Below are 23485 nucleotides of genomic sequence, written 5' to 3' on the forward strand. Positions count from 1 at the left end.
ATTATTAACTTAAAGGCGGTAAAATAGTAGTTCATTTTCCAATTTAGATATATAAATAGTTAAGCTCTGTGTTTTCCTACATGTAATGAGTTCTAAAGTAGATTTAAACAAGAAAGATTGAGCTATTCACTATTGAAATACCATTTTTTTAAACCAATTTAAATAGATAAATTTAAAAAGAAAAAATTTTGATTGTCTTTTTAATAGATTACTCGAATTTTGGAAAGGTTTTGTGTAACTATTTTAAATATCACAACTTTAAATATCTAAAAGAGACCATATCCAAACTACTTTCTTATAACCATATAATAAAAAACAAAAACCAAATAAAACCAAATAAAACCAAATAAAAACAATAGTCTAGCTGGACATTTGTATAAGCAAAACTTTCGAATTTTTACAATTTCCGAAAGTTAATATTGCTCTTTATCCGTAATTGAATGACGTATAAATTAAACCATTTATTAAAGCGAAATAATTCGATCAAACAGCGGATTATCAGTCAAACGATGCGTAACCATGATTAGTGTTTTATTTTTACATGTTTGTTTGATCAATTGGATAATTTGTTGTTCTGTTCGTTGATCAAGGCTTTCTGTTGGTTCGTCCATTAAAATTAAGGGGGAATTATGGAGTAATGCTCTTGCAATGCCGATACGACGAATTTCACCGCCAGATAAAGTACGCCCACCTTGTCCAATTAGCATATCTAAACCTTGTTCTGTAGTTAGTAATTTGTCCAATTCAACTTGATGTAGAACCTCAATAAGCTGTTGATCAGTTGCATTAGGATTACCAATGAGTAAATTTTGCCGTAAAGTTTCACTAAAAATAGTAATAACTTGCGGAACCATAGCAATGGCTTGTCGTAAAGTTTTTTCATCCAGTTGATTTATTGGGGTATCATTAAAATAAATATTGCCGGAGCTTGCCTCCCAAGTCCTATTCACTAGGCTTAATAAAGTTGATTTACCACAACCTGTTTTACCAATTATTCCAATATGTTCACCTTGTTCAACAGTTAAGGAAAAACCAGTTAATATCGCAAAAGGTTGATTTGGATAGCTGAAATTAATTTGTTCAAATTGTAATTTTGCCGTAGTTAAATCTATCTCTTTACCTTTAGAAACAAATTGAATGTCGGGTGTTTGATTAAAAATAGCCGTTGTGCGTGTGGCAGAAGTCAGTACTTGCCCTAAAAAGATAAATGCGCCAGGAATTGACATAAGTATTTCGGCACTTGCAAGACTAACAAATACAAATAGCGCCACCAAAGGGGATAGGGTGTATTGGGTAATTAGCCATAGAACAAGCAACGTTAAAAATCCAGCAATCAGCACAATCAATGCGCTTGATAGTGCCATTAATGTTGATTGACGTTGCTGGTTATAAAGCCACTTTGATTCAAGCTCATCAAGTTTAGCTCGATAGCGTGGTTGTGCATTAAATAGGATAAGTTCAGCTTGTCCTTGTAGATAATTAATTAATAATAAACGATATTCACTTTGTTGTTTAGCTAGTGTTTTGCCGAGTTGTTTTCCTGCTTGATAAAAAATGACCGGAACCACAAGTAAAGTGGTTGTAAGGATAATAGTAATAATTAACGCAATAGGTAAGTTTATATTTGCTAATCCAACAAATAAAACAACAATGGTAACAAGTGCGGTTACAATAGGTGAAAAAAGTTTTAGGTATAAGTGATCAAGTGCGTCAATATCAACAATAAAGCGATTAAGCAAGTCAGCCCGTTGGTAGTGGGCTAATTGATTGGCACTTAAGGGCAAAATCTTACGAAAAGCTAACGTTCTTAAATAAGCTAAGATTTTAAATGTGGTATTATGATCAACTAAACGCTCCATATAGCGAGCGGCTGTTCGAGTAATTGCCGCCGCACGAACACCGGCAGCGGGCAACATGTAATTGAAAGTATACAAACCTGCAACGCCAACAAAAGCGGTAGAGGCTAAAAACCACCCTGATAATGCGAGCAAAAATACGCTGGCAAATAAGGTAAGAATTGACAAAAATAATCCCAATAAAATTTGCCCAAAATAGTGTTTATATAGTGCGATGTAAGGGCGTAATATAGCTAGCATAAATCCCCCTTGATATCACAGTGTAGCTTACCATTAGCCAATTGCCAGATCTGTTTAAAATCTTGCATGTCATCTGTTAGATGAGTAATTGTAATGCTATTCGGGGCAATGTGTTGCTGATCCAAATTTTGGATGGTTTGTTTATCTAAACTAGCAGTTGGTTCATCAAGAATTAATAATTGACAGGGTTTTAGCATTGCTCTGGCTAAGGCGATCCGCTGTGCTTGTCCAACTGATAAACGTATCGCATCTTCGCCAACTTGGTTTTCAATGCCTTGTGGTAATTTAGCAATAACTTGGGTCAATTGGGTTTTGGCTATCACGTTATCCAGATCATGGCTTTTTGCATTTTGTTTACCCAATAAAATATTTTCACGGATAGTATCATTAATCAAGTAAGGATTTTGACCAATCCAGCTTACTTGCTGTTGCCAATCATTAATATCTAATTGATTAAATTCAATACCATTAATCTTTAGTGAGCCTTGATAAGGTAAAAAGCCGAGTAGTACTTGCATTAACGAAGTTTTACCCTCGCCACTAGTTCCTATTAGAGCTAATTTAAATGGTGCTTGCAAGCTAAATGATAATGGACCAACGATAGGTTGTTGTTCGTTAGATAATACAATTAAACTATTTGCTTCAATTGTTTTTAATGGCTCAGTCAATTTGATGTTTGTTATATTATCGTTGACTTGTTTTGGTGCGATTTTTTTACTTAAAAAAGTTTCGATATTATCTGCTGCTGCGATTGCTTCAGCTTTGGCATGATAGTAAGTGCCCAAATCACGTAAAGGTTGAAAGTATTCAGGGGCTAACATTAGCGCAAAAAAACCAGCAAATAAAGTAACAGTTCCATTATATGCACCAAAATCGAATTCGCCTAAATACGAAAATCCAAAATAAACTGCTACAATGGCGATTGAAATAGAAGTAAAAAACTCTAATACAGCTGAAGATAAAAAGGCTATTTTGAGCACTTGCATAGTTTTAATACGAAAATCTTCAGAGGCAATGGCTATTTCGTTAGTTTGTTTTTCGCCTTGGTTGAATAATCGAATGGTATTGAGTCCTTTTAAACGATCTAAAAAATGACCGCTTAAATATGCGAGCGCTTTAAAATGACGACGATTAATATCAGCAGCTCCCATTCCCACTAAAATCATAAAAATAGGAATCAGGGGGGCGGTGCAAAGCAAAATAGTAGCAGCAGCCCAGTTAAATGGGAAGATAGCAATACAGATTAAAATCGGTGCCATGCCTGCCAATCGCATTTGAGGAAGATAACGGGCAAAAAAGTCATGCAATTTATCAACTTGTTCAATAAGCAACGTACTCCATGCGCCGATCGTGCTTTGATTTAAATAAGCGGGCCCATGCAATTCAAGTTGATCAATTAATTGCTGTCGAATTTGCTGACGAACTTTTTTGCCTATGGCAAAGTTGATCTTTTCGCGTAGATAAATTAAGACTGCTCGACCAAGTAACACTGTAACTAGTGCACCAAAAAAAGGTAGAATATTCACAAAATGGTGTTGTTCGATAATAATTTTTTGCAAAATTATAGCGAGCAATGCAGATTGAATAATGACTAATATAGTTAAAACCAAGCCGGTTAAAATTGAAGCACGCAAATTAGTTTTATGCATTTTTGCTTGCTGTTTTAACCAGCCAAGTAGATAGGACTGGCGTTTTTTATCTAATGACATAAAGATCTTTACTGCTTATTTTAAATTATCCAAATAATGTTCTGCATCTAAAGCGGCCATACAGCCTGTACCTGCTGAAGTGATTGCTTGACGATAGACATGATCCATTACATCACCAGCAGCAAAAATCCCTTCGACACTGGTTTGAGTAGCGTTGCCTTGTGTGCCCGATTGTACTTTAATATAACCGCCATTTAGTTCAAGTTGATCTTCAAATATAGCGGTGTTTGGTTTGTGGCCAATAGCGATAAACACGCCTAAAACCGACAACTCTTCGGTAATATTAGGATCTTGTGAGCTACGGATTCTAACTCCAGTTACTCCCATGTTATCCCCTAAAACTTCATCAACTACACGATGAGTATGTAAGATAACTTTGCCTTCTTTAATCTTTTGATCTAAACGATCCATTAATATTTTTTCTGCTCTAAAGGTATCTCGACGGTGAATTAAATGCACTTCACTCGCGATATTGGCTAAATAAAGCGTTTCTTCAACCGCAGTATTGCCACCACCCACTACGGCAACTTTTTGGTTGCGATAGAAAAATCCATCACAGGTAGCACAAGCCGACACACCTTTACTTTTGAATGCTTCTTCTGACGGTAAACCAAGGTATTGCGCTGATGCGCCAGTTGCAATAATAAGCGCATCACAACTGTATTGTGTTTCGCTACCATAAAGCTTAAATGGCTTTGTGCTAAAATCGACACGATCGATTTGATCTAAAATAATTTCGGTATTAAATCTTTCTGCATGTTCTTTCATCTTAACCATTAATTCTGGTCCTGTTAAATCAGGAGCACCGGCTGGCCAGTTTTCAAGATCGGTTGTGGTTGTTAGTTGCCCACCTTCTTGCATTCCAGTAATTAACACGGGTGAAAGGTTAGCTCGTGCAGCATAAACGGCCGCAGTGTAACCGGCAGGGCCTGAGCCGAGTATTAATAAACGAGCATGTTTGGTTTTCATTTTAAATCCTTACTTATTTTAATAATTTTGACGATTTTAAGTAAAATTAACGCAATTTATTGCTGATAAGTCTAACATTATCAACCTTTATAGTGTAAAAGAATTGTTTATTGTAGCAATAGGTAATCATAATAGGCTTTTTTGTATTGCGCTAATTTTTATTAAACTAAAAGTTTATCTTTTTATTTTCAATTATTTTAAATATATTTATTCTTTATTTAAACAACATTAATTTTTGTTTTTGTTTTTACTGTTTAGAATATGCGATTTTCTTATTCTTATATCCGTTATCTCAAATTTTTTATTATTTAATAATATATTTTTGGTTATTGGTTTAGTTAACATCCTAACAGTAGGAGAGAAAATGAGTAATCCTTCAAAAGAAAGTGTGGAAGCTGTACTTACAAAAATTAATTGGGCTCAAGAGATTTTAAACTCAGTACAACAAAATATTACCGATCCTCAGATTGGTAATATTTTATCTGGAATTGCCTTTATTATTGATTCAGCTTCATCTGAAGCCGAAGCGCTTTATCAATCAATTGAATAATTAAGTTATCTATTTTTATCAACACCTTCAATTACCATTTGTGATTGAAGGTGCCTATTGTTTAATTCGTTTCACTGTTATCAGTTAAATACGTTGTTAAGTCTGAAAGTGGCCAACGAATATGCGCTGTTGGTTCATTAATTCGATAACCAAAAGCTAAGCAAAGTCCTATTCCGAATGAGTCGCCACCAAATTGTGGAATATATTTTTCTAGAATCTTGATGACTTTATCATGATCAAATCCACCAATAGCACATGAATCAATACCACGAAATGCCGCTGCAGTCATCATATTGGCGCAAGCAATATAATCTTGCATTTCAGACCAATGATTAATTGTTAAGCCGTCAGCGAGTCCTTGTTCGCAAAAATTGATAAATGCTTGGCAGGCGATGTCAATAGTAGTTTGATTATCTGGATTAGGTAAAGTGCGTGCAATTGATCGTCGCAAATAATCGCTCTGTAATGTAAAATTATTGGCTTTGCGGTAAAGTACAATTACAAAATGTGAACAGCTGGTAACTTGTTCTTGGTTATAGCAAACATTACGTAATTCAATTTTTATCTTGTGACTATCAACAACCACAAAATGCCATGGCTCCATGCCAAATGATGAAGGAGATTGACGACCCGCTTCTAAAATATATTTAATATCATCATCACTAATTTTTTTGGTATTATCAAATTTTTTACATGCATGTCTAAAGTCGAATGCTTGGGTTAGTTTGTCCATATTTTCTCCTAAGATTGGCTATTCCACGGGGCAACTTTTAACAATAATAACATACCGGGAAAAGCAAGAATAAAACATAACCAAAAAAAGTTTGTCCATCCTAAATGTGAAGTTAAAACACCTGATGTTGAATTTATTAATGTTCTTGGTATAGCTGAAAAACCAGTTAGTAGTGCAAACTGTGTTGTGGTAAATAATGGGCTTGTTTTTTTTGATATAAAAGTAACTAAAGCAGCTGAGCCCATTCCAACACCAATAGATTCAAAACTAATTACAGTCGCCAATGTGATAAGTTGAGTATAAGTAATAGTTAAAAAAGGCCCTTGGTAAGATAAAAAGGCAAAACCTAAAATAGAAAACATTTGCACAAATCCCGATATCCACAATGAGCGGTTGAGTCCATATTTTGAAATAATAAAACCGCCTAAAAAAGCACCTAATAAACTTGGCCAGACTGCCGCATTTTTAACTACAGTTCCTATATGTCTCTTTTCAAAATTCATATCTAAATAAAAAGGTGTAGTTAAAGATGTAGCAAGGCTATCACCAAGCTTATAAAATGAAATAAAGGCAATAATAAATAAAGTGTTACGCAACGATTGTCGATGAATGAACTCATTTATTGATTGTTTGAAAATAGATTTATCTGAATGAATTACACTGATATGTGATGGCTCTTTTAATCTTATCGTAATCAATAGTATTGGTATAAAAAATGCAGCAGTAAATACGAATACTTCCATCCATGATAAATAATCAGCAAGAACCAAAGATAATCCACCAGGGACGAATCCTGATATTCGATAAATATTAATATGTATACTATTTCCGCTACCAAGTTCGTTATCGCTTAAAATTTCTCTTCTGTAAGCATCAATTGCAATATCTTGAGTTGCAGAAATAAAAGCTGTTAACAAACTTAAAGCAACGACTATTTTAATGTTATCTTGGGGAGTTAAAAAACCATACATAGGCATGATAATTAAGAGCCCTAATTGAGTTAAAAATAACCAACCTTTACGATACCCTAATGAGAAAGGTGACATCTTATCTAATAATGGTGACCAGAGAAATTTACATAAGTAAGGAATTTGGGTTAATGCGAAAGCACCAATTGTTTTTATGTCTACGCCTCCAACTTTTAGCCAAGCTGGAATTAATTGAATAATAAAGAAAAAAGGAAGTCCAGAACAAAAGCCTGTATAAATGCACAACAACATTTTTCTATTAAAAAAAATATGAGCTAATTTTTTATTCATTATTTAACTTTATTGTTAGTTTTTGGCAAAGTGTTATCATAGCACACAACATATAAAAAATAATTCTGCAAGCCAAGATTGACCGTTTTATCCAAAGTCATGTTTTCAATATAAGGAAGTTATGCGCAATGACTTTTTGAAAGTTAGAGATTCATTATTTTAGCTATTCTTTGTTAAAAAGTTTCAGGTAACTATGTGTTTCAGTATAAAATTAATGTCAATAATTAATTAAGAGATTAACAAACTACCATTTAAAAGGGGTGTAGCAATATGAAAAGTTCAATTAGAGTGGCTGTTTTTAGTAGTAAACATTATGATAAAGAACATTTAGAAATCGCTAATAAAAAATATGGCTTTGATATTGAATATTATGAACATAAACTTAGCTGTAAAACAGTGGTTACCTCTCAAGGTTATGACGCCGTTTGTGCATTTGTTAATGACGAAGTAGATAAAAAAGTACTAAAAAAATTAGCAAGTTATGGCATTAAGATTTTAGCGCTTCGTTGCGCTGGATTTGATAATGTTGATTTAACTGAAGCTGAAAAGTTAGGTATTACGGTGGTTCGTGTGCCAGCTTATTCCCCTGAAGCGGTTGCAGAACATGCAGTGGCTTTAATGATGACGTTAAATAGAAGAACGCATAAAGCCTATCAGCGTACTCGTGATGCTAATTTTTCGTTGGACGGATTAACTGGATTTAATATGCACAATCGTACTGCTGGTGTTATTGGTACGGGGAAAATAGGTCAAGCGGTTATACGCATTTTGAAAGGTTTTGGTATGCATATTCTTGCCTATGATCCTTATCCTAATGATGTTGCAGTTGAATTAGGAGCGCAATATGTTGAGTTAGATGAGTTATATGCAAAATCTGATGTGATTACGTTACATTGCCCTATGACACCTGAAAATTATCATTTATTGAATAAAGAGTCTTTCCAAAAGATGAAAGACGGTGTAATGATTATCAATACTAGTCGCGGTGCATTACTTGATGCAACAGCAGCTATTGATGCATTAAAGAAAACAAAAATTGGTGCTTTAGGCATGGATGTTTATGAAAACGAACGAGATCTCTTTTTTGAAGACAAATCTAATGATGTTATTTTAGATGATGTGTTCCGTCGCCTATCTTCTTGTCATAATGTTATTTTTACGGGTCACCAAGCCTTTTTAACACAAGAAGCATTGTTAAATATTTCTGATACGACGTTAAACAATATTAAACAAGTTTCGGAAGGCGAATCATGCCCAAATATTGTTAAATAACAATAAATATCTTATGATGTTGTCGATTTTTAATTACTTAAAATATGGATTTTTTATGCAGCGTATTGCCATTTTTATTAGTACAATTTTATTGCTTGTAGCTTGTAGTAGTAATAAATCTTCAACATCTCCTATGAAAGAACACCGTGGACATGCAAATGTTAAAGGCGGTGTTTATCTCGAAAAAGAGCACAATCAATCTAAAACCGCTAGTGCGTCACTAGATATAGATAAAGAAAAATTTATCGATAGAATGGTCAGTAAGCATGGTTTTAATCGTCAACAACTCCGTAATGTGCTTGCTCAAGCTAATAAGCTTGATTGGGTAATTAATTTAATGGATAAACAAGCACCAAAAGCAACTTCGCCAACGGCACCAAATGGCGCTTGGATTCGATATAAAAATAAATTTATTACACCAAGTAACCTTCCTCGTGGTGTTGAATTTTGGAATCAATACCAAAAAGAATTACAGCGTGCTTATAATGAATATGGTGTGCCACCTGAAATTATTGTTGGCATTATTGGTGTCGAAACAGGTTGGGGTAGAGTGATGGGTAAAACTAAAATCATTGATGCCTTGTCAACTCTTGCATTTTACTATCCAAGACGTGCGCAATATTTTTCTGACGAATTAGAAGATTTTTTAGTTATGTGCCGAGATGAAGGCGTTGATCCCTTTGATTTGAGTGGATCATTTGCTGGTGCTATGGGATATGGTCAATTTATGCCATCAGCATTTAGACGTCACGCTGTTGATTTTAATCATGATGGGCATATTGATTTATGGGATCCTGTTGATGCCATTGGTAGTGTGGCAAGCTATTTTAAATCATACGGTTGGCAACGTGGTAAAAAAGTGGCTGTAATGGCTGATGGCCAAGCACTATCACTTGATACTGGTTTTAGTACTAAATATTCAATTGAAACATTGGCAAAAGCTGGATTAAAACCACAAAGTTCATTAGAAGGGCATGCGCAGGTAAGTTTATTGCGTCTTGATATGGGTGATCGTTACCAATATTGGTATGGATTACCCAACTTTTATACTATCACCCGTTATAACCACAGTACTCATTATGCAATGGCCGTTTGGCAATTAGGACTTGCAGTTAAAGAAGCTAGATAGTCATTTAATGGGGGGATTGTATCAAAACTGATAAGGTCGCTTTTGCGGCCTTTTTATTTATTAATGATGTTTAAAAAATGATTAATTTCGTTGCAAGCAATAATAAAATATACCAAAGAATTTAATTCATTTTTTAATCGATAATTTTTGTGCAAGTTGTGCACCTATTTTAGCTATCGGAATACTTGTTAGCATAATAACTAATGCAGTAGGTAAATAAACCTTAAACAGTAGTTTGGTAATTGAGAATTATTACAATCTGCTACTATTATCATAGTTAATGCGACCACCTAAGACAATGGGAACGGTAAAAGCAGCAGATGTTCCAATGGTTTTTCATATATCAACACCATATTTTTGCAAAATGTTACAACTAATACGTCAACACCAAAATACTAGCTAATAATCCAGCCAAGGATCCTATCAAAAGGAAGATAATAAACTTAAAAATCATATTCAATCCTTAGAGTAGGGTAACCCAATCTATATAATTATTTGTTAAGCAAAAATTATGATTAGAATATAGATTTTAATTACACATTGCTAATATTATTTGTTGCAAATAATACAGTGATTTTACCTGAATAATTTAAAAGATCTTAATGATTCTATTAGTAAAAACTTCACTAACATTGTCATATTTGATCAATAAAGTAATAATCAAAATGATGACAGCGTGGTTAAAAACGATTATGTTATTTAATAAATTTGTAACTAATAAGAAGTTTAAAGATAAATTTAAAGGAGATAATTATGAAAGATCGTTTAAAGTGGATTGATGAATTTGGTTTTTTAGGTGAGACAGCAAGTGGACATTCGCTAGTGATGGATGGCGGTATTGAACATGGCGGTCGTAATCGTGGAGCTCGTCCTATGGAGCTTTTATTGCATGGTGCAGCTGGTTGTATGGCTTATGATATTATTGCGATTTTAAAAAATAAAAAAAAAGATGTTCGTGATCTTTGGATAGATATTGATAAAACTCAAGCAGAATCTTCCCCTAAAGTGTATACGTCAATTAATTTTCATATTGTTATTACGGGTACTAATATCGATAACGAAACAGTCGAAACAGCTGTAAAACTTGCATCAGAAAAATATTGCAGTGCCTCTATCATGCTTGGTAAAACAGCGAAAATGTCTTATACCTATGAGGTTAAAGAATATCACTAAAGTATGTTTTTATAACAAATAATTATAAACTAATAACAAGCCGATCTTAGCATGTTGTGAATTAATCATTTAATATTTCATCATTACAGATAATTGTGATACGAGAATGATTATGCAACAGTTAAATAAAAATATGCGATTCCGGGATTTGGTTATTCTGGGATTGCTTTTTATTGGTCCAGCAGCACCTGTAGGATTATTTGGTGTTTTAGATGCGATAAGTGATGGTGCAGTTGCTTTGGTTTATATCATAGCAACTTTTGTAATGGCATTTACCGCGCTTTCTTATGCCAGAATGGCAAACGCTTTACCGCATGCGGGAGCCGTTTATGCTTATTGTTCTATTGGCATTCATCCTAGTGTTGGATTTTTAGTAGGCTGGTTGTTGTTACTTGATTATATGTTTATCCCTGCGGTTGCGTACTTATTTAGCGGTATATCGTTCAATGCATTGATTCCAGAAGTACCAGTATGGGTTTGGACATGTTTAGCTGTTATGTTAACTACTACGCTGAATTTAGTTGGTGTTAGAAAATCGACTAAAATTACGTTAATCATCTTGATATTTGAAATTATTATATTACTTGCTGTGTTATCTGTTGGTATTTGGATAATAGCCACTAATGGTAGTAATAGAGATTGGTTACTACCTTTTATTGGTGGTGATTTATTCAGTTGGAGTAATTTATTTAATGCTGTGTCTATTGCTGTACTATCTTATTTGGGATTTGACGCTATTGCTACTTTTTCAGAAGAAAATGGCGGGCCTCATAATTTAGTTAGTAAAGCGATTATATGTTGTTTAATTTTAGCTGGTTGTTTATTTGTGCTACAAATTTATGTCGGTAGCTTACTTAACCCTTATAACCCAGAATATTTGCGTAGTCATCCAGAACTACAAGGTAAAGTTTACTATCATATTGTTAATCAAGAAATTAATCTATGGTTAGGGTGGGCGCTAGGTTTAATGAAAGCTATTGGTGCATCATTTGCAGCAATGGTTGGACAAGCCGCAGCAAGTCGTCTTTTATTCAGTATGGGGCGTGACAAACGTTTACCTTCATTTTTTGCAAAAGTGGGAAAAAAAAGCGGTGTACCGACAATGGCTATTATATTTGCAGCGCTATTTAATTTATGTTTAGTTGTTGTTGCTGCTAATAATGCTAAAGGGTTGCCAACTTTAGTCTCATTTGTTGATATTGGAGCATTAACTGCATTTATCATGTTACATTTATCTGTAATTGGTTATTTTAAGTTTAAAAAAGGCTCAAAAGGATGGTTTTCGTGGTTTCTAGACGTCTTTATGCCTATTATAGGTATTGTAGTGCTATTACCTGTATTATTACATATTGATAACGATGCAAAAATGGTCGGTATTATTTGGTTAGCTATTGGAATGATCATTCTCTATTTAAACAAAAATAAAACCGAACTATTGTGGTTAGAGAAAAATAACAAATAACAAATAACAAATAACAAATAACAAATAACAAATTCAATACGTTTGTTATAAACTTATAGCATTTAGATTATATAATAAATTTTCCTATCTTTATTCTGGTGTTATAACTAAATGCTATTGGAAATATTACGTGGTGCTTTCATTTCGGCTAGTCTAATTATTGCGATTGGTGCTCAAAATTTATTTGTACTCAAGCAAGGATTATTAAAAAATCATATCTTTTATGTGTCGGCAATTTGTTTTATTTGTGATTTTGCTTTAATGTCAATAGGGATTTTTGGGGTAGGTACTTTTATTCGTAGCAATTCTTTAATTACTAATATTTTAGCAATCTCTGGGGCGATTTTTTTAATTTGGTATGGTTTTTGTGCGTTTAAAAGTGCAATTAAAGGCACAAGTAGCATACAAATAGAATCTCAATCACTAAACAATAACAACTTATTAAAAGTTGTACTGGCAACTTTGGCTGTTACTTTACTCAATCCTCATGTCTATTTGGATACTGTTGTTATTGTGGGTGGAATTGCTGGAACGTTAACTAATGAACAAAAATTTGCATTTTTGGTTGGTGGCGTCAGTGTTTCATTCATCTGGTTTTTTAGTCTTGGTTATGGAGCAAAATTACTCATACCGCTATTTAGAAAGAAAAGAATGTGGGTAATATTGGACTGTATAGTTGGTGCTGTAATGTTCTATATTGCCTATTGTTTAGTTATGTATGTATTTGATGTGCATTAAGCACATACATAACCAAAACGTTGAACTAATAATTATTATTTGGGAATTGTGTTAGGTTATTTTTGACCAGCTTGATATATATTATTTTTACAATATTGTTTAAAAGTAATGTTTACCAGTTTAAATACCTTTTATAGTGCCATTTTGTTATTTCCCATTGCCAATATAATACTTTTATTAAAGAAGTTTCTTGACATGTTTACATGCCTCTTGATGGTTGTTTTGGCAAGCTTGTTGAAAGTAATATTTTGCAGTATGGGTATTTATTGCCACTCCCAATCCTTGTTGATAGATAATACCTAAATTGTATTGTGCATTGGTATGGTTTTGCTCAGCGGCAAACTGAAACCATCTCCTAGCTTCTGTATAATCTTTTTCAAACCAAGAACCATTATAATATAACCAACCTAAGCTATATTGTGCTTCAGCATTTCCTCTTTGTGCAGATTGAGTATCTAATTCTACACCTTTGGCAAAATCTTTTTTTAATCCACCTAATCCATTGTAATACATATTTGCTAAATTATGCAGTGCATATATATTACCTTGCTTGGCTGCTTGTGCATATAGTTTTCTAGCCTTTGGTATAGTTCTTTTTAACAACAATTCCAATATGATAAAATTTACCCAGATTGTTTTGAGCCTTTTTGTTACCTAGTTGCACTGCTTTTTCGTAAAAATATTTCGCTTTAACATAGTCTTGGCTAATAATATTATTGTTTAAATTTTGTTCAATACCTTTTCGATAATGTTTTTTTCTGCAAATTAGTAGTAAAGTGCTCCTAGCTTGAATAAGCCTAAAGCATAACCAATTGAGGCTGCTTTTTCATATAACTGCGTTGCTTTAAGCAAATTTTTTTTCACACCGATATCGTAATTGTACATGCAGCCTAAACTCACTTGTGTATAGGGGTAATTCTGATTAGCCGACTCTTGGTACCATTCAATAGCTTTAGCATAATCTTGTTTAACGTTTAGATCGTACTGGTACATATAACTTAACCGGTTTTGTGCTTCGGCACTATTTTATTCTGTTGCTTTTTGATATTTCTCATTAAAATCAAATAATGTTTGTTGATCAGCATTAACAACAATACTAAAACATAAAACTAATGATAGTTTTGCAAAAACTTTAGCATACAACTTCCTTATAAAATAAATAATTTAATTATTTTAGCGTATTTGTTTAGTATAGCGTAATTAAATAAGTTGTTTATTGATTAAATATTGATGTCATGAAATAGTGGGTCGTGAGCGATTATTCGGCACATCGTGTGCCTCACCCCTTTGGGGTCAACACTACGTGTTGTTCAAATTTGTTCCAGACAAATTTTCCGAACGCTATCGTTCTCATCGTTTTTTTTGCTTAACTAGATTGATTGGATTTATTTAGGAATCATTCAATAAGATGGTGGGTCGTGAGCGATTCGAACGCTCGACCAACGGATTAAAAGTCCGCTGCTCTACCGACTGAGCTAACGACCCATCTAAAGATGGTGGGTGATACCGGGTTCGAACCAGTGACCCCCTCCTTGTAAGGGAGGTGCTCTCCCAACTGAGCTAATCACCCCAAGTGTTTCATTACTGAAACGTCACGGTAAAGATTGGTGGGTGATACCGGGTTCGAACCAGTGACCCCCTCCTTGTAAGGGAGGTGCTCTCCCAACTGAGCTAATCACCCTTACCGTGTGGATGTGCATTATAAGGCACGACTTATTTCAGTCAACCTTTTTTTTAAAAATTCTCTAAAATCCACTTCGTTCGATTTAAATTTAGACATTTTTTGGGTGATAGTTCGCAAAAATCGCTTTTGTCGATTTTTATTTAGAAAAAGATGATTATGATTAAGTGATGCTATTATCAGAAACAAGAAGATAATCCATCATGATTTTTAATAAAAGTAGCGTCATTATTTATGTCGAACCTACAATTTTACGCTATAGGATTGAAAATTCAGTTAAGCGAAATGCTACAACAGCCACTAGCGAAGATCTGATTGTATTTAATTATCAAAATGAAAATGATATAGATATTTTTATTGATGAGTTACGAAAAAAAATTTCTGAACGCGCGGTATTTGAACTTAATTTGGATATTAATTTAATTCAAATACAACAATTAACCTTACCTGATGTAAAGCTAAATTTAAATGAATTGAGTTTATACGTTGAAGCTAACATCTATAAATTATTCCAAGTGTCGGCTAAAAGTGTGTTTTTTGATTTTGTTTATTCAACTGAACATACAAAACAAATTACAGTGATGATAGTTGAACGTCATTATATTGAAAATTGGATCAATCTTTTTAAAAAGCATCAACGACTATTAACTTTTGTAGGTTGTCGATTTGAAAATAATAAAGTTAATTTTTTACCTTGGCGGCAAGAGAAACAAACAAAACATCAACGACAATTGACAGGCATGGTTATTGGATTTATGGGTATAATAAGTTGTTTGCTCTGTTATTTGTGGGTACAAGCTCAAAATGATTTACAAACTTATGATGAAAAATTACTACACCAGCAAAAGGTAGTACAAAAATTAACTGAAGAATTAGCTAATTATTTGCCTAATCCGTCATTAAGCCAAAAACAAATTCAGCAATCCCTATTATTGCTTTCAGCGCAGTTACCTTCAGTAATTTGGCTTGATTCTTTCTATTATGAACCTAAAAAAGTAGCGATAGAAGGGCAAAGCTTTAGTTATGTCGAACTTACTCATTTTAATCAAAATTTGTTAATGCTAAAAAATATCGCTAAAAGTCAAATAAAGACAGTATCGACCAATAAAAATAATTTATTTTTTGAAATGGAAATGGAACTTAATGAACAGTGATTTTTTCTATCGCCCAGTTTGGCAACAGTACGCATTGTGTATTTTATGTTGTTTGGCATTTTTTGTTATTGTTTATCAACTTTTTATTAAAGAAAACCAGCAACAAGCTGAGCTAAAGTCCGAGCTATATCAGCAAAAGATTACTGAAATTGAATTGTTACAGGAAAAAGTAAGGCGTTATCAGGCAAGTAAAAATAGTTTATATAGTTTGATATCTGAAAAAGAATTAGCGCTGGCTATTGAACAAAATCATCTAGCATTAAGTTCCTTTAAACATTATCAAACTGATAATACGGTTAATTGGGATATTGAATTAGAAGGACAATTTTTTGATTTTATGGCTTTAATTTCATCATTAACGGATGATTTTTATTATCTTGATTTTCAAAATCTAAAAATCAGCAAACAAGAACAGCAGTTACAGATCATGTTTACGCTCTTATTTAAAAAGGCATAAAGTGAAACGTTATATTTATCAATTTATTAACTTATTAATTGCTATCTGTTTTGAACTAAAGGCTGATATGTCTTTAGAACGAGATCCTTTTCAACAAAATTACTCGGTTTCTTGTAGTGAGCAAACTGCGTTACTGCTTGAACAAATTAAAGTTTGGCATTTTAGGGGAAGCATGAATCAAATTGATCAGAATTATCAGCAAATTTGGTTAACATCTGAAAATCAATGGTTAGCAATAACTGATGATGTGGTGCCTAACGTTTTGTTTCCTTGGCGTTTGCAATCTTTATTAAACGATAAAATAACGTGGCAAGCCGATTTACCTGATTATTGCCATAGTACTGTATCATGGACAATGTCGCTAAATGAATAATAACAATAGTAAAAATCAAATGTATCAATGGCTAGAACAATGTATTTGCAGATTGACTAAAGCAATAATAAGTTTGTTAGCTGTAATAATTTTTATATTTGTAACAATGATCATAAATACAACTTACGCAAATATGAAGCAATCAGTAAATGTCGATTTGCAACAAAATATCTCAATGACATTTTACCAAACCGACATTGCAATTATCTTACAAGCTTTAGCCGATAGTCAGCAGATGAATTTAGTCATGGCAGAAGATATACCAATTAAGCAAACCATTAAACTCAACAACGTTGATTGGCACAAAGCGCTAAAGATAATATTAGATTCAGCAAATTTACAAGCCGAAATTGACGATAATATTTTGTTCGTATCTAAAGCGATAGAACCAGAAGTTTTATTGAAAAAACAGCAATCTGAACAAAGAGAAAAAGAATTAAACCAACCACTTAATTCTTTGCCTATAGCTGTTAATCATGCAGACCCCACCACCTTAATTGAAACAATTCAACAACAAGGATTATTATCAGAACGGGGCAAGATTACGCTCGATAAGCGGACAAATTCACTTATCATTACTGATTTAGCTAAACAATTTGGTAATATCCAAAAATTAGTTAAAACACTGGATAAACCTATGCCTCAAGTTCATATTTCAGCGCACATTGTTACCATGAATGAGGAGAGTATGTCAGAGCTAGGTATAAAATGGGGATATTCAGGAAAATCATCACAATTATTAGATAAGTTCGATGTGGGGCTTGGGGCTAGTTATCCCACCACAACTGTAGGTTTTAATTTAGCTAAAATATCTGGTCATTTACTTAATTTAGAGTTATCAGCACTCGAATCTGAAAATCAACTTGAAATTATAGCCAGCCCTAATTTGTTAACAGCCAATCAAAATATGGCGTCGATAAAACAAGGTACTGAAATTCCTTACGAGGTTTCTAGTGGTAGTAATGGTGCAACATCTATTGAATTTAAGCCTGCGGTGTTAGGGCTAGAGGTCACACCGAAAGTACTAACAGATGATAGGATGATTTTAGATTTATACATTACGCAAAATACGGCCGGTCGCTCAATTAAACGTAGTGATGGTGGAGAGGCGATAGCTATTGATACACAAGAGATCAAAACACAAGTTCAAATAAAAAATGGCGAAACAGTAGTTTTAGGGGGTATTTTTCAACAGCTTAACACCAACGAGCAACAAAAAGTACCTGGTGCGGGCGATGTGCCAATTATTGGAAATATATTTAAACATAATAGAAAAAAACAACAAAAACGAGAGTTGGTCATTTTTATTACACCGCAATTGGTTGAGTAAATGTTAACGGAGTTGTATCATACTTTGACTTGTTTTAGCAGTTGCTTTGAGAAGTAAATATTGTTTTAAAGTATATTATTATTACCATTAATTATAAAAGTAGAGAATATTATGCATGTTGTTGCTTCTGATTTAGACGGTACTTTATTAACTCCTGAACATAGCTTATCACCTTATACCAAGCAAGTCCTTCAAGCGTTACGTAAAAAAGGTATTCACTTTGTTTTTGCAACTGGAAGACATCACATTGATGTCGCTCAAATGCGAGAAAACATGGAAATTGACGCCTTTATGATAACAGCAAATGGTGCTAGGGTGCATGATAGCGAAGGTAATCTAGTTTTTAGCCAAAGTATTGAACCATCGCTTGCTAGTGAAATAGCTAAAATGAGTATGGATGATCCTTTAATTTATACTCATGTATATCGTGGTGATCATTGGTTAATTAATAAGGAAGATACATATTCATTAGAATACTTTCGAGACACAGATTTTACTTATCAATTATTTAATCCACTTAATTTTGACACCAGCGATGTTGCTAAAATTTATTTTACGACTACGGATAATGCACTTTACTCGCATTTAGTCCAATTAAAGAATCGACTTGATGCAAAATTTGGTGACAAACTTAGTATTGCTTTTTCAACTTTAAATTGCCTTGAAGTGATGGCCGAAAATGTGTCTAAGGGTAGTGCACTAAAAAAAGTGGTAGAAAAATTAGGTTACAGTTTAAAAGATAGTATCGCTTTTGGTGATGGCATGAATGACTACGAAATGTTAAAAGCCGCAGGTAAAGGTTGTATAATGCAAAACGGAAGCTCGGAATTAAAATCATTATTGCCTGAATTAGAGGTTATTGGCTCGAACGCTCAAGATGCTGTACCACATTATCTAAGTAAACTGTTTTTATAATTATTAAATATGAATATAACTATTGACAAAGAACTCAACACGCTTGGATTGCGTTGTCCTGAACCTATAATGTTGATCAGAAAAGCGATCCGAGAACTGGCTATAGGGCAAGTCCTTTATGTGATTGCTGATGATTTTGCAACTACTCGTGATGTACCTAGCTTTTGTCGCTATATGGATCATCAATTATTATCATTGCAAATAGAATCTCAACCTTATCAGTATTGGATCAAAAAATCCCATTAGTGTAACGATTTTTATGACAAAAAGTTTCAGGAAAGTAGGTGTTTGTGTCAAGTTGATTCTATTTGCTTTAAGTAAAAACGTAATGTACGCCAATCATTAGGTTGAAGATTATCAATCATTAATAACAGCGTACAGCGTTTGCCATTATGTCGGGATTTTAAATTCAAAATAATGATATAACGAAATATCAACGGCTTATGCATTAAGTACCAACGTTGTTTGTGCCAGTATATTTGATTGATATAGTGAAATAGCGCAAATTCGTCTTTAATAGTTTTGAAATAACACAGACTGTGCCACCATTCTATTATTAATAATAGAATAATAACAAAGGTATAACAATTTAAGTATGTGTTAGCAAACATAACTAAACAAAGTGCGATTAACACTGAGTAAAAAAGAGTTGAAATCAGTAATTGTATCTTTGATATGCTAAGTTTTATGCTCCACATAATTCATTCTTTACTTTAGTTAAATTAGGATTATTTCATTTTTTTGCAAAAAATTACTTAAAATAAAGACAAATATGGGAGATAATGCACATAATTTTTGTGTGTTTTAATAAACGAGCGATCAACCATAGACATTTTCTTTTAATGTCAATGTGAAGATCCTGATCTGAAGGTAGTGTTACTAAATTTGGCGCAGAGAGAACTCTCGTGCCATTATTTTTGCCTTAAAATTTAGAATAGGAAAGATTTGTGATTTTAATTAGAGTGTTAAAAATTATTCTAAAATTATTCATTGGCTTATTTCTTTGTGGCTTAATTATTGGTATTGCAGGTTATGCTCATTATTCAAAGGATCTTCCTGACGTTACTACATTAAAAGATGTTCGACTTCAAACACCAATGCAAGTATTAAGCAAAGATGGTGAATTAATTGCCATTTTTGGTGAACGACGTAGAACCCCTCTGAAATATGATGAAATTCCTCCAATAGTTATTAATGCGGTCATTGCAACTGAAGATGCTCGTTTTTATGAACATTTTGGCATCGATCCAGTTGGTATTGCTCGAGCGATGTATATTGGCTTAAAGCAAAAAGGATTTTCTCAAGGTGGCAGTACAATTACGCAACAAGTCGCTAAGAACTTTTTCTTAACACCTGAAAAAAGTATAGCGCGTAAAGTCAAAGAAATGATTTTGGCTATCCGTATGGAAAAAGAGTTATCAAAAGAAGAAATCATGGCACTATACCTTAACATGATTAACTTCGGATCGAGGGCATATGGTGTTGCTGCTGCATCTTATACTTTTTTTGGTAAAACACCTGATCAGTTAACTGTTGATGAAGCGGCTTTATTAGCTGGTTTACCAAATGCACCATCAGCTTACAATCCAATTTCACATCCAGAACGAGCATTAACTAGACGCAATTGGGTACTAGGACGAATGCTAGATCAATCCTATATTACTCAAGCAGAATATGACGAAGCGATTAAAAAACCGTTAGGCGCTAGTTACCACTCACCACAAATTGAGTTTTCGGCGCCTTATGTTGCTGAAATGGCACGTCAATTTATGTACGACAAATTTGGCGAAAATGCCTACACAGATGGCTATAAAGTCTATACAACTATCTCAAAAACCGATCAAATAGCTGCAACAGAAACAGTGCAAAAGCATATTATTGAGTATGATACCAGACATGGTTATCGTGGTGCTGAAAAAGTATTATGGCAACCAGACGAAGCACCATGGAATTCTGAACAAATCCAGCAAACTCTTAATAAATACATGTGCTATGGCGGAATATGCCCAGCGGTGGTCATGACATCTTCAGATAAAGAAGCAACAGCGGTATTATCTGATAAAAGTAATATTACTATTGCATATCAAAACATGAAATGGGCTCGCCCATTTATTAGCGATACAAGACAAGGCGCTTACCCAAGAAAAGTCTCTGACACCATCAAGGCAGGACAGTTAATTTGGGTCAAAAAAACTGGTGATAATTGGGAATTATCACAAATTCCTGCTGTTAACGCTGCGCTAGTATCACTTGATTCAGACAATGGTGCAATCAAAGCGATTGTTGGTGGTTATGATTTTAATTTGAGTAAATTTAATCGAGCAACACAAGCACTAAGGCAATTAGGATCGAATATTAAACCATTTATTTATACCTCAACATTAGAGCAAGGTTTAACAATGGCTACGCTTCTTAATGATGCACCAATTGTTCGTTCTGCGGGTAGTGCAACATGGCGTCCCAAAAACTCACCACCAAACTATGAAGGACCTTTACGTTTAAGAATTGGCCTAGGAATGTCTAAAAATGTAATGATGGTAAGAGCATTGCGTGCAGTTGGTATAGATTATGCTGCGACTTATTTAGAGCGTTTTGGATTTCCTAAAGAAAATATTTCTTATAATGAATCGTTAGCTTTAGGTTCGGCATCATTTACGCCATTGCAAGTGGCAAGAGCTTATTCGGTGATCACTAATGGCGGTTATTTAATATCACCATATTTAATTGAAAAAATTGAAGAAAATGATGGTAAAGGTCTAATTTATCAGCATCAACCTTTAATTGCTTGTCACAATTGTACTGACGATGACGTCATTGTAGGGGCTACACCAGTATCACTTGATAATGTTGAAAATGAATCAACCGAATTAGGTAATGAAGAACCAGAGCAAGAAAATCTAAAAGCAGATGATAATATAATTTTACCTGATATTGATACTGAAAATAAAGTCACTGATGTAACACCAAAATATGCACCGCATACGGTAAATAGCGGTATTGCATTTATTATGAAAGATGGCCTTCGCTCCATCGTATTTGGTGGTTCAGATTGGCAAGGTACTGCATGGCGTGTAAAAGCATTGGGTAGAAAAGATGTTGGTGGTAAAACTGGCACAACTAACTCATCTAAAGACGTTTGGTTTTCTGGATTTGGAGGCAATATTGTAACTACTGTTTGGATGGGATTTGATGATCATCGTCGAGACTTGGGGCGAACTGTCCGAGCTGAAGCAGGGGCAGTAACCGCAAATCCAATATGGGTTGATTATATGAAAGTTGCCCTAAAAGATGTACCAGTAATAGAAGATGTAAAACCTGAAAATGTTATTTCTGTTACTATTGATCAAAAAACAGGTCTATTACCTCAATCTGGATCTAAAACAATGTCAGAGTACTTTATAAAAGGTACCGAACCAACGACTTATGCAACCCAAGAGGTGGGCACGAAAGTAACAGATTCAGAAGGTAATACTTCAGAACTATTCTAATAAAGGATTTAGTATGAATGGTTCAATAAGAATTATTGGCGGAAAATGGCGTGGGCGTAAATTGCCGGTACTAGACAAACAAGGATTACGCCCAACCACCGATCGAATCAAAGGAACTCTATATAACTGGTTAATGCCAGTTATACATGATAGTGATTGTTTGGACTGCTTTTCGGGTAGTGGCTCATTAGGTTTTGAAGCAGCATCAAGAGGAGCTCAAAGTGTTACTTTGCTTGAAAAAGATAAACAAGTAGCACAACTACTTAGCAAAAATAAACAGATTATTGCTAGCAACGCAATCGACATTTATCATACCGATACTATACAATGGCTAAATAGGCCAGCTGTAAAACAGTTTGATATTGTATTTATCGATCCGCCATTTCATCAATCATTAGTTGCAAAAACGGTTAACGAACTTGAAAATAACAACTGGCTAAAACCGTTGGCTTATATTTATATTGAAACAGAAATACAGCATAATCTAACAACTTATATTCCAACTAACTGGCGCTTACATCGTGAAAAAATTGCAGGGCAAGTTCACAGCTATCTATTTATACGAGAAGATAATTAATGTTCATCTTTATTGGTAAAACTTTATACTCATTAATGTGGTTATTTTTATTATTTAACTTAATCCACCCATATCCAAAACCGGCAAATGTTGTTGCCAATATTGGCTTAATCGCCTTTACTGTTACTCATGGCTTACAAGCTTGGATGTTAAACTCAACCATGACCAAACAAGAAAAACAACAAGACAAATTTAAAGTGTTACGGCTATTTTTATTTGGTGTTTTTGAATCACTTAGTTGGAAAGATAGTAGGAAAGACAAAAAATAATAATAAAAAGTGGTTGCGAGATACAAAAATTTTTGTATAATGCTCACCACTTCTTACGAAGCACCTCAATAAGCGGGAATAGCTCAGTTGGTAGAGCACGACCTTGCCAAGGTCGGGGTCGCGAGTTCGAACCTCGTTTCCCGCTCCAATG

24 protein-coding genes, 4 tRNA genes and 1 pseudogene are annotated in these 23485 nt (G+C 33.8%); 16 read left to right on the plus strand and 13 right to left on the minus strand.

The genetic code is table 11. The features are described from left to right. Window positions 1-464: 464 nt before the first annotated feature. Genes cydC through trxB form a run of 3 tightly spaced genes read right to left on the minus strand, consistent with a single transcriptional unit; the run spans window position 465 to window position 4774 of the window. Window positions 465-2096 (minus strand): heme ABC transporter ATP-binding protein/permease CydC, encoded by a 1632-nt coding sequence (gene cydC / locus A9G25_RS03585; protein WP_065625772.1) that lies wholly within the window; start codon window positions 2094-2096, stop codon window positions 465-467. Next, window positions 2090-3805, minus strand: a complete 1716-nt coding sequence (gene cydD / locus A9G25_RS03590; RefSeq protein ID WP_065625773.1) for a heme ABC transporter permease/ATP-binding protein CydD — start codon at window positions 3803-3805, stop codon at window positions 2090-2092. Before cydD ends, cydC begins: the two co-directional genes overlap by 7 nt. Window positions 3806-3820: 15 nt before the next feature. Next, window positions 3821-4774: a thioredoxin-disulfide reductase gene (gene trxB, locus A9G25_RS03595; RefSeq protein ID WP_065625774.1), complete on the minus strand. Its 954-nt coding sequence runs from the start codon at window positions 4772-4774 to the stop codon at window positions 3821-3823. Between the two features lie 364 nt (window positions 4775-5138). On the opposite strand from trxB, the gene A9G25_RS03600 reads away from it, so the two are divergent. Next, window positions 5139-5324, plus strand: a complete 186-nt coding sequence (locus A9G25_RS03600; RefSeq protein WP_065625775.1) for a hypothetical protein — start codon at window positions 5139-5141, stop codon at window positions 5322-5324. A gap of 61 nt (window positions 5325-5385) precedes the next feature. Here the strand turns inward: A9G25_RS03600 and A9G25_RS03605 are convergent, their stop codons facing one another. Continuing rightward, the gene (locus A9G25_RS03605; protein ID WP_065625776.1) at window positions 5386-6057 is read right to left on the minus strand and encodes an NAD(P)H-dependent oxidoreductase; all 672 of its coding nucleotides are present in this window, start codon (window positions 6055-6057) and stop codon (window positions 5386-5388) included. Between the two features lie 8 nt (window positions 6058-6065). Then, entirely contained in the window at window positions 6066-7316 is a 1251-nt protein-coding gene (locus tag A9G25_RS03610; protein WP_065625777.1) for an AmpG family muropeptide MFS transporter, read from the minus strand. Between the two features lie 282 nt (window positions 7317-7598). Between A9G25_RS03610 and A9G25_RS03615 the strand changes: the two genes are divergently transcribed. The 5 genes from A9G25_RS03615 (at window position 7599) to A9G25_RS03635 (ending at window position 13090) form a co-directional block, all read left to right on the plus strand. Beyond that, window positions 7599-8588 (plus strand): 2-hydroxyacid dehydrogenase, encoded by a 990-nt coding sequence (locus tag A9G25_RS03615; RefSeq protein WP_065625990.1) that lies wholly within the window; start codon window positions 7599-7601, stop codon window positions 8586-8588. Between the two features lie 55 nt (window positions 8589-8643). After that, window positions 8644-9717, plus strand: coding sequence for a lytic murein transglycosylase B (gene mltB / locus A9G25_RS03620; protein ID WP_065625991.1), 1074 nt, complete (start codon window positions 8644-8646; stop codon window positions 9715-9717). Window positions 9718-10470: 753 nt separating this feature from the next. Further along, on the plus strand, window positions 10471-10890 hold the full coding sequence (locus A9G25_RS03625; RefSeq protein ID WP_065625778.1) for an OsmC family protein: 420 nt from the start codon (window positions 10471-10473) through the stop codon (window positions 10888-10890). 112 nt (window positions 10891-11002) lie between these two features. Continuing rightward, entirely contained in the window at window positions 11003-12352 is a 1350-nt protein-coding gene (locus A9G25_RS03630; protein WP_218057524.1) for an APC family permease, read from the plus strand. Window positions 12353-12463: 111 nt separating this feature from the next. Then, a complete protein-coding gene (locus A9G25_RS03635) occupies window positions 12464-13090 on the plus strand; it encodes a LysE/ArgO family amino acid transporter (protein ID WP_065625780.1) in 627 nt (208 codons plus the stop codon). 177 nt (window positions 13091-13267) lie between these two features. Here the strand turns inward: A9G25_RS03635 and A9G25_RS03640 are convergent, their stop codons facing one another. The 7 genes and pseudogenes from A9G25_RS03640 to A9G25_RS03660 form a co-directional block, all read right to left on the minus strand. After that, entirely contained in the window at window positions 13268-13693 is a 426-nt protein-coding gene (locus tag A9G25_RS03640) for a tetratricopeptide repeat protein (RefSeq protein WP_065625781.1), read from the minus strand. Next, window positions 13665-13883, minus strand: coding sequence for a hypothetical protein (locus tag A9G25_RS13325; protein ID WP_442903079.1), 219 nt, complete (start codon window positions 13881-13883; stop codon window positions 13665-13667). The genes A9G25_RS03640 and A9G25_RS13325 overlap by 29 nt, the downstream gene beginning before the upstream one ends. Continuing rightward, a complete protein-coding gene (locus A9G25_RS13145; protein ID WP_335340315.1) occupies window positions 13856-13990 on the minus strand; it encodes a hypothetical protein in 135 nt (44 codons plus the stop codon). The genes A9G25_RS13325 and A9G25_RS13145 overlap by 28 nt, the downstream gene beginning before the upstream one ends. A gap of 24 nt (window positions 13991-14014) precedes the next feature. Further along, window positions 14015-14098: pseudogene (locus tag A9G25_RS13150) on the minus strand (SEL1-like repeat protein); the annotation flags it as partial. A 401-nt stretch (window positions 14099-14499) separates the two neighbouring features. Beyond that, window positions 14500-14575, minus strand: a tRNA-Lys gene (locus A9G25_RS03650). Between the two features lie 9 nt (window positions 14576-14584). Continuing rightward, window positions 14585-14660, minus strand: a tRNA-Val gene (locus A9G25_RS03655). 35 nt (window positions 14661-14695) lie between these two features. Next, a tRNA-Val gene (locus tag A9G25_RS03660) sits at window positions 14696-14771 on the minus strand. A 203-nt stretch (window positions 14772-14974) separates the two neighbouring features. Here A9G25_RS03660 and A9G25_RS03665 point away from each other — a divergent pair. The 6 genes from A9G25_RS03665 (at window position 14975) to tusA (ending at window position 19246) form a co-directional block, all read left to right on the plus strand. Beyond that, entirely contained in the window at window positions 14975-15925 is a 951-nt protein-coding gene (locus A9G25_RS03665; RefSeq protein ID WP_065625783.1) for a PilN domain-containing protein, read from the plus strand. After that, window positions 15915-16382: a hypothetical protein gene (locus A9G25_RS03670; RefSeq protein ID WP_065625784.1), complete on the plus strand. Its 468-nt coding sequence runs from the start codon at window positions 15915-15917 to the stop codon at window positions 16380-16382. Before A9G25_RS03665 ends, A9G25_RS03670 begins: the two co-directional genes overlap by 11 nt. A 1-nt stretch (window position 16383) precedes the next feature. Continuing rightward, the gene (locus A9G25_RS03675) at window positions 16384-16755 is read left to right on the plus strand and encodes a hypothetical protein (RefSeq protein ID WP_065625785.1); all 372 of its coding nucleotides are present in this window, start codon (window positions 16384-16386) and stop codon (window positions 16753-16755) included. 133 nt (window positions 16756-16888) lie between these two features. After that, window positions 16889-18085 carry a secretin N-terminal domain-containing protein gene (locus tag A9G25_RS03680; RefSeq protein ID WP_081297150.1) on the plus strand — a complete coding sequence of 399 codons (1197 nt, stop codon included), beginning with the start codon at window positions 16889-16891 and terminating at the stop codon, window positions 18083-18085. A gap of 108 nt (window positions 18086-18193) precedes the next feature. Next, the gene (locus tag A9G25_RS03685; RefSeq protein ID WP_141674985.1) at window positions 18194-19000 is read left to right on the plus strand and encodes a Cof-type HAD-IIB family hydrolase; all 807 of its coding nucleotides are present in this window, start codon (window positions 18194-18196) and stop codon (window positions 18998-19000) included. A gap of 9 nt (window positions 19001-19009) precedes the next feature. Further along, entirely contained in the window at window positions 19010-19246 is a 237-nt protein-coding gene (gene tusA, locus A9G25_RS03690) for a sulfurtransferase TusA (protein ID WP_034915044.1), read from the plus strand. A gap of 47 nt (window positions 19247-19293) precedes the next feature. Here tusA and A9G25_RS13330 read toward each other — a convergent pair whose 3' ends face one another. Then, window positions 19294-19698 (minus strand): protein YgfX, encoded by a 405-nt coding sequence (locus A9G25_RS13330; RefSeq protein WP_065625787.1) that lies wholly within the window; start codon window positions 19696-19698, stop codon window positions 19294-19296. A 258-nt stretch (window positions 19699-19956) separates the two neighbouring features. Here A9G25_RS13330 and A9G25_RS03700 point away from each other — a divergent pair, with 258 nt between their 5' ends. From A9G25_RS03700 to A9G25_RS03715, 4 genes are all read left to right on the plus strand, one after another. Further along, window positions 19957-22488, plus strand: coding sequence for a penicillin-binding protein 1A (locus tag A9G25_RS03700; protein WP_442903080.1), 2532 nt, complete (start codon window positions 19957-19959; stop codon window positions 22486-22488). Window positions 22489-22501: 13 nt separating this feature from the next. Beyond that, window positions 22502-23065 carry a 16S rRNA (guanine(966)-N(2))-methyltransferase RsmD gene (gene rsmD, locus A9G25_RS03705; RefSeq protein WP_065625788.1) on the plus strand — a complete coding sequence of 188 codons (564 nt, stop codon included), beginning with the start codon at window positions 22502-22504 and terminating at the stop codon, window positions 23063-23065. Continuing rightward, entirely contained in the window at window positions 23065-23334 is a 270-nt protein-coding gene (locus A9G25_RS03710) for a DUF1145 domain-containing protein (RefSeq protein WP_065625789.1), read from the plus strand. The genes rsmD and A9G25_RS03710 overlap by 1 nt, the downstream gene beginning before the upstream one ends. 72 nt (window positions 23335-23406) lie before the next feature. Beyond that, window positions 23407-23482, plus strand: a tRNA-Gly gene (locus A9G25_RS03715). The last annotated feature ends 3 nt before the right edge of the window (window positions 23483-23485 follow it).

It is taken from the genome of Gilliamella sp. Bif1-4 (assembly GCF_001690535.1).
GTDB lineage: Bacteria > Pseudomonadota > Gammaproteobacteria > Enterobacterales > Orbaceae > Gilliamella > Gilliamella bombi.